The sequence below is a fragment of the Leifsonia sp. ZF2019 genome, from assembly GCF_019924635.1.
GTDB lineage: Bacteria > Actinomycetota > Actinomycetes > Actinomycetales > Microbacteriaceae > Leifsonia.
This window is the reverse complement of record NZ_CP065037.1, coordinates 2,385,293-2,398,496: the sequence shown is the minus strand read 5'-3', so window position 1 is coordinate 2,398,496 and position 13,204 is coordinate 2,385,293. Positions and strand designations below refer to the sequence as shown.

General features: G+C 70.7%; 13 protein-coding genes. All 13 read left to right on the top strand.

Annotation, left to right across the window (positions count from 1 at the left end; translation table 11 throughout):
* Window positions 1–8 precede the first annotated feature (8 nt).
* The 13 genes from efp (at window position 9) to IT072_RS11665 (ending at window position 13,189) form a co-directional block, all read left to right on the top strand.
* Window positions 9–572: an elongation factor P gene (efp, locus tag IT072_RS11725; RefSeq protein WP_223356782.1), complete on the top strand. Its 564-nt coding sequence runs from the start codon at window positions 9–11 to the stop codon at window positions 570–572.
* The gene (nusB, locus tag IT072_RS11720) at window positions 572–991 is read left to right on the top strand and encodes a transcription antitermination factor NusB (protein ID WP_223356779.1); all 420 of its coding nucleotides are present in this window, start codon (window positions 572–574) and stop codon (window positions 989–991) included. Before efp ends, nusB begins: the two co-directional genes overlap by 1 nt.
* Before the next feature lie 33 nt (window positions 992–1,024).
* Window positions 1,025–1,732 carry a DsbA family protein gene (locus tag IT072_RS11715; RefSeq protein ID WP_223356776.1) on the top strand — a complete coding sequence of 236 codons (708 nt, stop codon included), beginning with the start codon at window positions 1,025–1,027 and terminating at the stop codon, window positions 1,730–1,732.
* A 78-nt stretch (window positions 1,733–1,810) separates the two neighbouring features.
* Window positions 1,811–2,392 carry a bifunctional pyr operon transcriptional regulator/uracil phosphoribosyltransferase PyrR gene (gene pyrR / locus IT072_RS11710; protein ID WP_223356773.1) on the top strand — a complete coding sequence of 194 codons (582 nt, stop codon included), beginning with the start codon at window positions 1,811–1,813 and terminating at the stop codon, window positions 2,390–2,392.
* Window positions 2,389–3,339, top strand: a complete 951-nt coding sequence (locus IT072_RS11705; protein ID WP_223356770.1) for an aspartate carbamoyltransferase catalytic subunit — start codon at window positions 2,389–2,391, stop codon at window positions 3,337–3,339. The genes pyrR and IT072_RS11705 overlap by 4 nt, the downstream gene beginning before the upstream one ends.
* A gap of 7 nt (window positions 3,340–3,346) precedes the next feature.
* A complete protein-coding gene (locus IT072_RS11700) occupies window positions 3,347–4,669 on the top strand; it encodes a dihydroorotase (protein WP_223356767.1) in 1,323 nt (440 codons plus the stop codon).
* A complete protein-coding gene (locus IT072_RS11695) occupies window positions 4,662–5,207 on the top strand; it encodes a PH-like domain-containing protein (protein ID WP_223356765.1) in 546 nt (181 codons plus the stop codon). Before IT072_RS11700 ends, IT072_RS11695 begins: the two co-directional genes overlap by 8 nt.
* A gap of 1 nt (window position 5,208) precedes the next feature.
* Window positions 5,209–6,387, top strand: coding sequence for a glutamine-hydrolyzing carbamoyl-phosphate synthase small subunit (gene carA, locus IT072_RS11690; protein ID WP_223356763.1), 1,179 nt, complete (start codon window positions 5,209–5,211; stop codon window positions 6,385–6,387).
* Window positions 6,387–9,665: a carbamoyl-phosphate synthase large subunit gene (gene carB / locus IT072_RS11685; RefSeq protein ID WP_223356761.1), complete on the top strand. Its 3,279-nt coding sequence runs from the start codon at window positions 6,387–6,389 to the stop codon at window positions 9,663–9,665. The genes carA and carB overlap by 1 nt, the downstream gene beginning before the upstream one ends.
* Window positions 9,662–10,534, top strand: a complete 873-nt coding sequence (gene pyrF / locus IT072_RS11680) for an orotidine-5'-phosphate decarboxylase (protein ID WP_223356750.1) — start codon at window positions 9,662–9,664, stop codon at window positions 10,532–10,534. The genes carB and pyrF overlap by 4 nt, the downstream gene beginning before the upstream one ends.
* The gene (gmk, locus tag IT072_RS11675; RefSeq protein ID WP_223356746.1) at window positions 10,527–11,453 is read left to right on the top strand and encodes a guanylate kinase; all 927 of its coding nucleotides are present in this window, start codon (window positions 10,527–10,529) and stop codon (window positions 11,451–11,453) included. The genes pyrF and gmk overlap by 8 nt, the downstream gene beginning before the upstream one ends.
* Before the next feature lie 109 nt (window positions 11,454–11,562).
* Window positions 11,563–11,820 carry a DNA-directed RNA polymerase subunit omega gene (gene rpoZ / locus IT072_RS11670; protein WP_021757903.1) on the top strand — a complete coding sequence of 86 codons (258 nt, stop codon included), beginning with the start codon at window positions 11,563–11,565 and terminating at the stop codon, window positions 11,818–11,820.
* A gap of 85 nt (window positions 11,821–11,905) precedes the next feature.
* Entirely contained in the window at window positions 11,906–13,189 is a 1,284-nt protein-coding gene (locus IT072_RS11665; RefSeq protein WP_223360963.1) for a bifunctional phosphopantothenoylcysteine decarboxylase/phosphopantothenate synthase, read from the top strand.
* Window positions 13,190–13,204 lie beyond the last annotated feature (15 nt).

Below are 13,204 nucleotides of genomic sequence, written 5' to 3'. Positions count from 1 at the left end.
TCTCGCGCATGGCATCGACCGCTGACATCAAGAACGGCATCGTCCTCAACATCGACGGACAGCTCTGGAGCGTGATCGAGTTCCAGCACGTGAAGCCGGGCAAGGGTGGCGCGTTCGTCCGCACGAAGCTCAAGAACGTCACGACCGGCAAGACGGTCGACCGCACGTACAACGCCGGCGCCAAGATCGACATCACCAACGTCGACCGCCGCGACTACCAGTACCTGTACCAGGACGGCGCCGACTTCGTCTTCATGGACACCAGCGACTACGACCAGATCACCATTCCGGGCCCGATCGTCGGCGACGCCGCCAACTTCATGCTCGAGAACCAGAACGTGACCGTGGCGCTGCACGAGGGATCGCCGCTCTACGTCGAGCTGCCCGCCTCCGTCGTCCTCGAGATCACCTACACCGAGCCCGGCCTGCAGGGCGACCGTTCGACGGGCGGCACCAAGCCCGCCACCGTCGAGACCGGCTACCAGATCCAGGTCCCGCTCTTCCTCGAGACCGGAACCAAGGTCAAGGTCGACACCCGCACGGGCGACTACCTCGGCCGCGTCAACGACTAGTGAGCGCCCGGACCAAGGCACGCAAGCGCGCCCTCGACCTGCTCTACAGCGCCGACCTGCGTCAGACGCCGCTCCGCCAGGCCCTCGCCACGGAGGCGGAGCGCGCCGCGAACGAGCCCGCCCGTGAGGCCTCCTGGCTGTACGCGCGCGAGATCGTGGACGGCGTCGTCGACCACCAGGACGAGATCGACGAGCAGATCGAGACGTACGCGCAGGGCTGGACCCTCGCCCGCATGCCCGCCGTCGACCGCGCCATCCTCCGAATCGGCGTGTGGGAGCTGCTCTTCAACGACACGATCCCGGAGGGCGTCGCGATCTCGGAGGCGGTGGAGGCCGCCACCGTGCTCTCGACCGACGACTCCGCCGGGTTCGTGAACGGGCTGCTCGCCAAGATCGCCCAGAGCAACAAGACCGCCTAGGCACCGCTCAGATCCACCAACCGAAGGGACGACGTGAAGCGCACCCGCCGCATCCTCGCCGCCACCGTTGTCGCCGCAGCCCTCGCGCTCGGCGCTTCGGCCTGCTCGATGTTCGCCGACACCTCGGCGCCGGTCGCGACGGACACGCCGCCGACGGGCGTCGACGGCGCCGTCAATTTCGACGGGCGCTACATCTCGGCCGGCACCGGATCGAAGAAGGTCGACATCTGGTTCGACGCGATGTGCCCGGTGTGCGGTGCGTTCGAGAAGGCCAACGGCGACACGCTCGACGCGGCCGTCAAGGACGGTTCGATCACGCTGCGGCTGCACCCGCTGACATTCCTCGACCGCCTGTCGAACGGCACCGGGTACTCGACGCGCGCGGCCGCGGCGCTGACCTGCGTCGGTGTCCACGACCCGTCGCATGTGCTCGAGTACTATCAGGCGCTCTTCACCGACCAGCCGGAGGAGAACTCCGACGGCCTGACCGACAAGGAGCTCGCCAAGCGGGCGACGGATCTCGGCATCGCGGACATCTCCGGCTGTCTCGATCGCAGTGGCCCATACCAGGCGTGGGCGCAGGCCAACACCGCGCATTCGCAGACCGGGCCGATCGAGGTGGACGGGAAGAAGGTGCTCGACAAGATCGAGGGGACCCCGACGGTCCTCGTCGATGGGAAGCAGTTCACCGGCAGCATCAGCGACACCGACGCGTTCCGCACCTTCCTGAACGACAAGTGACCAGGGCCGGGCTGCTATGCTCGGCTCTCGACAGACATCCTTTAAGAGCCGTCCTGTGAGGCGGGGAAGGAGGTCGGCATGACAGCGCGCACCGTGCTGCAGCAGGCTGACATCGCCCGGGCACTGACCCGGATCTCCCACGAGATCCTCGAGTCGAACCGGGGAACGAACGACCTGGTGATCCTGGGCATCCCGACGCGCGGCGTCGAGCTGGCCCGGCGGATCGCCGAGACCATCCAGCGCATCGAGCCGCAGTCCGTGGCGTCGCCCGCCGACATCGTCGGCGCCCTCGACGTGACGATGTACCGCGACGACCTCGCCCGCAACCCGATCCGCACGCCGCAGCCCACGTCGCTGCCCGGCCCAATCGACGGCAAGACCGTCGTTCTCGTGGACGACGTGTTGTTCTCGGGGCGCACGATCCGCGCCGCGCTCGACGCGCTCAATGACCTCGGACGGCCACGCGCCGTGCGGCTCGCCGTGCTCGTCGACCGGGGCCACCGCGAGTTGCCGATCCGCGCGGACTACGTCGGCAAGAACCTCCCGTCCGCCTCCTCGGAGCGCATCTTCGTGCGTCTGTCGGGGGTCGACGGCGAGGAGTCGGTGACCATCGAGTCGCCGGACGCCGATGCCGGCGCGGGTGCGGAGGCCGGCGCATGAGGCACCTGCTGTCGACCAAGACCCTCCCTCGCGAGGATGCCATCCGGCTGCTCGATGTGGCCGAGGACATGGCGGACGTCCAGGAGCGGGAGGTCAAGAAGCTCCCGACCCTCCGCGGCAAGACCGTGGTCAACCTCTTCTTCGAGGACTCCACCCGCACGCGCATCTCGTTCGAGGCGGCGGCGAAACGTCTCTCCGCGGACGTCATCAACTTCTCCGCGAAGGGCTCCAGCGTCTCCAAGGGCGAGAGCCTGAAGGACACCGCGCAGACCCTCGCGGCGATGGGCGCGGACGCGGTGGTGGTGCGACACGGCTCGTCGGGCGCGCCGCAGACCCTCGCGACCAGCGGCTGGATCGACGCGGGGATCGTGAACGCCGGGGACGGCACCCACGAGCACCCGACGCAGGCGCTGCTGGACGCGTTCACGATGCGCAGGAGGCTGCACGGCGCGGCGTCGCGCGGGCGCGACCTCGACGGCGTGACCGTGACGATCGTCGGCGACATCCTGCACTCGCGCGTCGCGCGGTCCAACGTCTGGCTGCTGCGCACGCTCGGAGCCCAGGTGACCTTGATCGCGCCGCCGACCCTGCTGCCCGTCGACGTGTCCGGCTGGCCGGCCGCGATCGGATACGACCTGGACGCCGCGATCGATGCGGATCCGGACGTCGTGATGATGCTGCGCATCCAGGGCGAGCGCATGAACGCGGCGTTCTTCCCCAACCCGCGCGAGTACACGCGGCGCTGGGGGCTGGACGATGAGCGGCTCGGGCGGCTCGGCACCGATAGCATTGTGATGCACCCGGGCCCGATGAACCGCGGGCTGGAGATCTCCGCCGCAGCGGCGGACTCGCCCCGCTCCACGGTACGGGAGCAGGTGGCGAACGGCGTGTCCGTTCGGATGGCGGCTCTCTACCTCCTGCTGTCCGGTGGCGAGCGTGAGGCATAAGACGACGATGGACGAGAAACTGGCCGAGAAGTATGTGATCGCGGGCGCGACGCTCGCCGACGGCACGCGTGCCGACCTCCTGATCGACCACGGCCGCATCGCGGAGGTGGGCTCCGGGCTCTCCGCCGCGGGGGCGTCGCGGATCGACGCCGACGGGCTCCTGGCGCTGCCGGGCCTCGTGGATCTGCACACCCACCTGCGCGAGCCGGGCTACGAGCAGAGCGAGACGGTGCTGACCGGCACGCGTGCCGCGGCCGCGGGAGGCTTCACGGCGGTGTTCGCGATGGCGAACACGTCGCCCGTCGCCGACACCGCCGGCGTCGTGGAGCAGGTGCTGAGCCTCGGAGAGGCCGCCGGCTACGTCACGGTCCGCCCGATCGGCGCGGTGACCGTCGGCCTGGAGGGGGAGCGTCTCGCCGAGCTCGGCGCGATGGCCGACTCGCGCGCCCGGGTCCGTGTCTTCTCCGACGACGGCAAGTGCGTCTCCGACCCGCTCCTGATGCGGCGTGCGCTGGAGTACGTCAAGGCGTTCGACGGCGTGATCGCGCAGCACGCGCAGGAGCCCCGGCTCACCGTGGGCGCGCAGATGAACGAGGGCGCCCTGTCCGGCGAGCTCGGGCTGGCGGGCTGGCCCGCCGTCGCCGAGGAGTCGATCATCGCCCGCGACGTGCTCCTGGCCGAGCACGTCGGCTCGCGACTGCACGTGTGCCACGTCTCGACCGCGGGGTCCGTCGACGTGATCCGCTGGGCGAAGGCGCGCGGCATCGAGGTCACGGCCGAGGTCACGCCGCACCACCTCCTGCTGACCGAGGAGCTCGCGTCGGGCTATGACGCGCGCTACAAGGTCAACCCGCCGCTGCGTCGCGCCGAGGACGTGGAGGCGCTCCGCGCGGGCCTCGCGGACGGCACCATCGACATCGTCGCCACCGACCACGCGCCGCACCCCGTCGAGTCGAAGGACTGCGAGTGGGACGCCGCCGCGTTCGGCATGGTCGGCCTGGAGTCCGCGCTCTCGGTCGTCCACGCCTCGGTGGTCGACAACGGACTCCTCGGCTGGGCGGACGTCGCCCGGGTGCTCTCGAGCGCCCCGGCGCGCATCGGCCGGCTCGCGGGGCACGGCACCCCGATCGAGGCCGGCGCCCCCGCCGAGCTGTTCCTCTACGACCCGGCCGCGTCGCGCTCGTTCGCGACCGGCGACCTCGCAGGCAAGGGCGTCAACTCGCCGTACCTGTCGATGACCCTCCCCGGCCGCGTCGTCGCGACGTTCCACCGGGGCTATGCGACCGTGCTCGACGGCACCGTCGTCGATCTGGAGGCCACCCGTGGATAAGCTCCTCCCCACCGTGGGCGTCGCGGTCGTCCTGGTCGTCGTCCTGCTGCTCGCGCTCTGGGGCTGGCGACGACGGGTGCGGCGCGACGCGTCTGCGGGCGGCGGCCATCCGGTCCCCGCCCAGCTCGGTGCGCCGACCGCCGCGGCCGATGTGCTCTACGTCGCGACCACCAAGGCGGGGGAGCAGCTCGAGCGGCTCGCCCTCCCGGGTCTGGCCTACCGCGGGAAGGGGACCCTGAGCGTCTCGCCCGAGGGGGTCGCGATCCGGGTCGCGGGCGAGCAGCCCGTCTTCGTGCCGGCCTCGACGCTCACCGGCGTCGGCGCGGCTACCTTCACCATCGACCGGGTGGTGGAGCGGGACGGCCTGCTCCGGTTCGGATGGATGACCAGCGGCGGGATCCCCGCCGACAGCTACTTCCGGGTCGTCGACCCGGCCGGCCGCGACACGGTGACAGCGGCCATCGAAGACATCCTCCCCGGCGCGACGCCGACGGGGAGCACGACGGGCGGAAACGGCCCGGAAGATCAGGAGGTGTGACGTGACTGCAGGTGACGTGACAGCCGGACGGGCAGTGCTCGTCCTCGAAGACGGGAAGCGCTATGTGGGCCGGGCCTACGGCGCCACCGGGCGGACGCTCGGCGAAGCGGTGTTCTCGACCGGCATGACCGGATACCAGGAGACGCTGACCGACCCGTCCTACGCCGGGCAGATCGTCCTCATGACGGCCCCGCACATCGGAAACACCGGCACCAACGACGAGGACATGGAGTCGCGGCAGATCTGGGTCGCCGGCTACGTGGTCCGCGAGCCCAGCCGCATCGTGTCGAACTTCCGCGCGCAGCGGAGCCTCGACGACGACCTGGTGGCCCAGGGCGTGGTGGGCATCAGCGGGATCGACACCCGTGCCGTCACCCGACACATCCGCTCGGCGGGCGCCATGCGCGCGGGCGTCTTCTCCGGCGAGGACTTCGACCTCTCCGACGGGGAGCAGCTCGACCTGGTCCGTAGCGGCGCGGCGATGAGCGGCCGCAACCTGTCCGCCGAGGTCTCGACCGTGGAGCCGTACACACTCCCCGCCGTCGGCGAGAAGGTCGGCTCGGTCGCGGTGCTCGATCTCGGCGTCAAGAAGTCCACGCTGGAGAACCTGGCCGGCCGGGGGCTGGACGTGCACGTGCTCCCGCAGCAGGTGTCCGCGCAGGATGTGCTCGACCTCGGCGTCTCCGCCCTGTTCTTCTCGAACGGACCGGGCGACCCGCAGGCCTCCGACCGCCACGTGGCGCTCCTCCAGGACACGCTGCGGGCCGGGCTGCCGTACTTCGGCATCTGCTTCGGCAACCAGCTGCTCGGGCGGGCGCTCGGACTCTCAACCTACAAGCTCCCGTTCGGTCACCGCGGCATCAACCAGCCGGTGCTCGACAAGCGCACCGGACGGGTCGAGATCACGGCTCAGAACCACGGCTTCGCCGTGCAGGCGCCCCTCGACGCGACGTTCGACTCGCCGGCCGGCTTCGGTCGTGTCGAGGTGAGTCACTTCAGCCTGAACGACAACGTCGTCGAGGGCCTCAACTGCCTCGACCTGCAGGCCTTCAGCGTGCAGTACCACCCGGAGGCGGCGGCAGGACCGCACGACGCCAACTACCTCTTCGACCGCTTCCTCAGCATGATCACCGGTCGCGAGACCGCCGACGCTGAGCCCACCAAGGAGGCCGGCGCCTGATGCCCAAGCGCACCGACATCTCATCCGTCCTGGTCATCGGATCCGGTCCGATCGTCATCGGCCAGGCCTGCGAGTTCGACTACTCCGGCACCCAGGCGTGCCGCGTGCTCAAGCAGGAGGGCGTGCGCGTCATCCTGGTGAACTCGAACCCGGCCACCATCATGACGGACCCGGACTTCGCCGACGCCACCTATGTGGAGCCGATCACCTGGCAGGTCATCGAGACCATCATCGCCAAGGAGAAGCCGGACGCCATCCTGCCGACCCTCGGCGGCCAGACCGCGCTCAACGCGGCCATGCAGCTGCACGAGCACGGGATCCTCGAGAAGTACGGCGTCGAGCTCATCGGCGCGAAGTTCGAGGCGATCCAGAAGGGCGAGGACCGCCAGATCTTCAAGGAGCTGGTCATCGAGGCCGGCGCCGAGGTCGCGCGCTCCCACATCGCGCACACCGTCGAGGAGGCCCTCGAGTTCGCCGAGGACCTCGGCTACCCGCTCGTCGTCCGCCCGTCGTTCACCATGGGCGGCCTCGGCTCCGGCTTCGCCTACACGCCGGAGGAACTGCGCCGCATCGTCGGCGACGGGATCCACCAGAGCCCGACCAGCGAGGTGCTCCTCGAGGAATCCATCCTCGGCTGGAAGGAGTACGAGCTCGAGCTCATGCGCGACACGTCCGACAACACCGTCGTCGTCTGCTCCATCGAGAACGTCGACCCGGTCGGCGTCCACACGGGCGACTCGATCACGGTCGCGCCGGCGCTCACCTTGACCGACCGCGAGTACCAGAAGCTGCGCGACATCGGCATCGACATCATCCGCGCGGTCGGCGTCGACACCGGCGGCTGCAACATCCAGTTCGCCGTCAACCCCGAGAACGGGCGCATCATCGTCATCGAGATGAACCCGCGCGTCTCCCGCTCGTCGGCGCTCGCGTCGAAGGCGACCGGCTTCCCGATCGCGAAGATCGCCGCCAAGCTGGCCATCGGCTACCGCCTCGACGAGATCCCGAACGACATCACCCGCGTCACCCCGGCGAGCTTCGAGCCGACGCTCGACTACGTCGTCGTCAAGGTCCCGCGCTTCGCGTTCGAGAAATTCCCGGCCGCCGACCCGACGCTCACGACGACCATGAAGTCGGTCGGCGAGGCGATGGCCATCGGCCGCAGCTTCTCGTCGGCACTGCAGAAGGCACTCCGCTCGCTCGAGAAGCGCGGCTCGTCCTTCCACTGGGGTCCGCAGACGCGCACCGTCGAGGAGCTCCTCGAGTCCATCCGCACGCCCACGGACGGCCGGATCGTCGACGTGCAGCAGGCCCTGCGCCTCGGCGCGACGCCGGAGCAGGTCTTCGAGTCCACCAAGATCGACCCGTGGTTCATCGACCAGATCGTGCTCGTCAACGAGGTCGCGGAGCAGATCCGCGACGCCGACACCCTCGACACCGACACGCTGCGCTACGCCAAGGACCACGGCTTCTCGGACGCACAGATCGGCGAGCTCCGCGGCTTCGGCGAAGCCGATGTGCGGGAGGTGCGGCACATCCTGGGCGTGCGCCCGGTCTATAAGACGGTCGACACCTGCGCGGGCGAGTTCCCGGCACTGACCCCGTACCACTACTCCAGCTACGACCTGGAGACCGAGGTCGCCCCGAGCGACAAGCGCAAGGTCGTCATCCTGGGCTCCGGCCCGAACCGAATCGGACAGGGCGTCGAGTTCGACTACTCCTGTGTGCACGCGTCGTTCGCGCTGCACGACGCCGGGTTCGAGACGATCATGATCAACTGCAACCCCGAGACGGTCTCGACCGACTACGACACCAGCGACCGCCTCTACTTCGAGCCGCTCACGCTGGAGGACGTGCTCGAGGTCATCCACGCCGAGTCGCAGTCCGGCGAGCTCGTCGGCGTCGTCGTGCAGCTCGGCGGGCAGACGGCCCTGGGCCTCGCCAAGGGGCTGGAGGCCGCGGGCGTCCCCATCCTGGGCACGACCCCGGAGGCGATCGACCTGGCGGAGGAGCGCGGCCTGTTCGCCGAGATCCTCGAGAACGCGGGTCTCCTGGCGCCGCGCAACGGCACCGCCGTCGACTTCCCGAGCGCCGCGCACGCGGCGGAGACGATCGGCTACCCGGTGCTCGTGCGCCCGAGCTTCGTGCTCGGCGGGCGCGGCATGGAGATCGTCTACGACACCCCGTCCCTCGCCGACTACTTCGAGCGCGTCGCGGGCCAGGGCATCGTCGGCCCGGCGCACCCGCTCCTGGTGGACCGGTTCCTCGACGACGCCATCGAGATCGACGTCGATGCCCTCTTCGACGGCGAGCAGCTCTACATCGGCGGGGTCATGGAGCACATCGAGGAGGCCGGGGTCCACTCCGGCGACTCGAGCTGCACCCTCCCGCCGATCACGCTCGGACGGCGCGAGATCGACCGGGTGCGCGAGGCGACGCGCAAGATCGCCGAGGGCATCGGCGTCCGCGGGCTGCTGAACGTGCAGTTCGCGATCGGAGCCGGCGTCCTCTACGTGCTGGAGGCCAACCCGCGTGCGTCGCGCACGGTCCCGTTCGTCTCGAAGGCGCTCGGCATCCCACTGGCGAAGGCCGCCTCCCGCATCATGGTGGGCGAGACGGTCGCCGGCCTGATCGAGGAGGGCCTGCTCCCGAAGGCCGACGGATCGGTCATCCCGATGGACTCGCCGGTGGCGGTCAAGGAGGCGGTTCTCCCGTTCAAGCGGTTCCGCACCCGCGACGGCAAGATCGTGGACTCCGTGCTCGGCCCGGAGATGCGCTCGACCGGAGAGGTCATGGGCATCGACAAGGACTTCCCGACGGCGTTCGCGAAGAGCCAGTCCGCTGCCTACGGCGGCATGCCGCTGACCGGCACGGTCTTCGTCTCGGTCTCCGACCGCGACAAGCGCGCGATCGTGCTGCCGGTGCTGCGTCTGCGGCAGCTGGGCTACGAGATCCTGGCGACGGAGGGCACCGCCGAGGTGCTGAACCGTAACGGCATCGAGGCGCGTGTGGTGCGCAAGTACAGCGAATCGCCGGACGACTCCATCGTGGACCTCATCACCCGCAACGCGGTGGACGTGGTGATCAACACCCCGAGCGGCGGCACCACGCGCGCCGACGGATACGAGATCCGCGCCGCCGCGGTGGCCGGGGACAAGCCCCTCTTCACGACCATCGCCGAGCTGAGTGCGGCCGTCGCCTCGCTCGACGCGGTGCGCGAGGGCTTCGACGTCACGTCGCTCCAGGAGTACGCGCTGCAGCGGGCCGCGCGCGCATGACGGCAGTCGGCACGGCGTTCGGCGACCGTCTCGCGGAGGCGTTCGCCGAACGCGGCCGGCTGTGCGTCGGCATCGACCCTCACGAGCATCTGCTGGCGGAGTGGGGCCTGCCCGTTTCGGCGGCGGGGGCCCGGGAGTTCGGCCTGCGCGCCGTCGCGGCGGCGGCTGGCCGGGCCGGCCTGGTCAAGCCGCAGGTGGCGTTCTTCGAGCGCTACGGCTCCGCGGGATACGCCGCACTGGAGGAGGTGATCGGAGCGGCGCGTGCCGCGGGTCTTCTGGTGATCGCCGACGCCAAGCGCGGCGACATCGGGACGAGCGTGACAGCCTACGCCGAGTCGTGGCTGACGCCGGGCGCGCCGCTCGAAGCGGATGCGCTGACCGTGTCGGCGTTCCAGGGCGTCGGCTCGATCGCCGAGCCGATGCGCCTCGCCGAGGAGCACGGCAAGGGCCTGTTCGTGCTCGCCGCGACCTCCAATCCGGAGGCCGCCGCGATCCAGCAGGCCGTCGTCGCGTCCGGTCCCCATGCCGGAGCCACCGTCGCCCGTGCGATCATCGAAGGCGTGCACGCGTTCAACCTCGAGCAGACCCCGCATCCGTTCGGCACCGTCGGCCTGGTGCTCGGCGCGACCGTCGACCTGACGGCCTACGGCATCGACACCCGCGGTCCGGTGTTCTCGCCGGCCTTCCCCGTGCTCGCTCCCGGCTTCGGCCACCAGGGCGCGCGCGTCGAGGACGCGCCGCACCTGTTCGGAAGCCTCGCGCCGGGCGTGATCGTGAGCGAGTCCCGCGGCCTGCTCGGTGCCGGCCGCGACGGCCTCGCGGACGCGATCGCGCGCCGCGCCGAGGAGGTGCGCGCCAGCCATGGCTGAGCCCGTCTCCCGCCGCCCCGCCCCGCCGGAGGTCGACCGTCGCGCCGCCTCCCGGGCCGCTGTCGCGGCGCGCCGGGCTCGTGCCGCCGTGAAGAAGTCCATCGCCTCCCGCGACGTGTCGCCGCTCACCGTGCTCGACCACGCCACCGCCCAGCCGGACGGCGTGGAGGGGCGGTTGCGCGTCACCGAGTTCCTGCTGAGCATCCCCGCGATCGGGACCACCAAGATGCAGGAAGCGCTGACGACGCTGGGCATCTCGCCCGCGAAGCGGCTGGGCGGCCTGGGCCGCCACCAGCGGCTGCGCCTGCGCGACTTCCTCATCGACCGGGAGAACAAGGCCGGCCGCCAGCGCAATCAGCTCGTCGTGCTCGCCGGGCCGACGGCCGTCGGCAAGGGCACGGTCTCGACGTACATCCGTGAGAACTACCCGGACGTGCTGCTCTCGGTCTCGGCGACCACGCGCGCGCCGCGCCCGGGCGAGGTCGACGGTGTCAACTATTACTTCGTGGACGACGCCGAGTTCGACCGCATGATCGCGGAGGGCGAGCTGCTCGAGCACGCGACCGTGCACAACGCGTACCGCTACGGCACGCCGCGCGCGCCGATCGAGAAGGCGCTCGACGCGGGGCGCAGCGTTCTGCTCGAGATCGACCTGCAGGGTGCGCGCAGCGTGCGGGAGAGCATGCCGGAGGCCCGGCTCATCTTCCTGCTGCCGCCGACGTGGGAGGAACTGGTCCGCCGCCTCATCGGCCGCGGCACCGAGGACTCCGCCGAGCAGGCCCGCCGGCTGGAGACCGCGAAGGTCGAGTTGGCGGCCCAGGACGAGTTCGATCACCGCGTCGTGAACCACGACGTCGCCGAGGCCGCCCGCGAGGTCGTAGACTTGATGAAGGTCCGCGCGGCGCCGTCGCGTCCGTAGACCGCTCTCGTCGCGCCGGAACCGGCGCCGGTCGCCGCACGTCGACCGCCCAGAACGACCAGGGCCGACCACGGCCTTCCACAGAAATCAGCTGAAGGAGTCCCTCCGCATGGCAACCAGCAACAACGGCATCATCGACCCGCCCATCGACGACCTGCTCGCCAAGGTCGAGTCGAAGTACGCCCTGGTGATCTTCGCCTCCAAGCGTGCGCGCCAGATCAACGACTACTACGCGGACCTGCACGAGGGCAGCCTGTTCGACAACGTCGGCCCGCTGGTCGACTCGTCCGTCGACGACAAGCCGCTTTCCGTGGCGATGCACGAGATCAACGAGGACAAGCTCGTCCTGAAGCCGATCGTCGAATAGAGCCGATCGCCGGATCGGGCACCGCCGGGCACGCCCGGCTGCAGCAGTACTCTGCCGTTGAGGGGGTGGCGCCGTGAGCGCACGTTTGACCATCGTCGTCGGAGTGACCGGCGGCATCGCCGCGTACAAGGCGGTGGGGGTCATCCGCGCGCTCGTGCTGGACGGGCACTCCGTCCACGTCGTGGCGACGGAGGCCGCGTTGCGCTTCGTCGGGCGCCCGACGCTGGAGGCCATCAGCCGCAACCCGGTCGCGACCGACCTCTACGAGGGCGTCGCGGAGGTCAGGCACGTCGCCATCGGCCAGTCGGCCGACCTGATCGTGATCGCGCCCGCGACGGCCAACACGATCGCCAAGCTGGCCGCGGGCATCGCCGACGACCTGCTCGGCAACACGGTCCTCGCCTCGACGGCCCCGCTCGTCATCGCCCCGGCGATGCACACCGAGATGTGGCGCAACGCCGCGACGGTGGCCAACGTCGCGACCCTGCGCGGTCGGGGCGTCACGATCGTCGGGCCGGCGAGCGGGCAGCTCACCGGGGCCGACTCCGGCCCGGGGCGCATGGAGGAGCCGGAGGTCATCGCGAGGGCCGCGCTCCGCGCCGCCGGTGTGTCGCCGCGCCCGGTCGCCGCCGCGGCTCCCGAGCCCGCCGCCGACGTGGTCGTCCTCTCGGAGCGCCGTCGAGCGAACGAGGCGGCGCGCCTCCCGCGTGGCGGGGTCGACCTCGCCGGCCGGCGCGTCGTCGTCACCGCCGGCGGCACTCGCGAGCCCCTCGACCCGGTGCGCTTCCTCGGCAACCGGTCGAGCGGCCGCCAGGGCGTCGCGCTCGCGAGCGCCGCGTTGGCGCGCGGCGCCGAGGTCGTGCTGATCGCCGCCCACCTGGAGGTCGAGCCGCCCGAGGGCGTCGAGCTGGTCGAGGTGCAGACGGCGCTCGAGCTGCGCGAGGCGGTGACGGAGGCCGCACGGTCCGCCGACATCGTCGTGATGACGGCGGCGGTCGCCGACTACCGGCCGGCGCAGACCCGCGACGCCAAGATCAAGAAGTCCGAGGCGGGGGAGACCCTCACCCTCGAGCTCGTCGCCAATCCCGACATCCTCGCCGGCCTCGCGACCGGCAAGCGCGACGGGCAGGTGCTCGTCGGCTTCGCCGCGGAGACCGAGCCCGACCCGTCCGCCCTCATCGAGCTCGGCCGCAGCAAGCTCGCGGCGAAGGGCTGCGACTTCCTGGTGCTCAACCAGGTCGGCTGGTCGCAGGGCTTCGCAACGGAGAGCAATGAGGTCGTGGTCCTGCGAAAGGGCGGCGATATAGTGATGGAGGCCTCGGGCACCAAGCTGTCGGTGGCCGACCGTATCCTCGACGTCATCGCCTGACGGCGGCGCCGCACC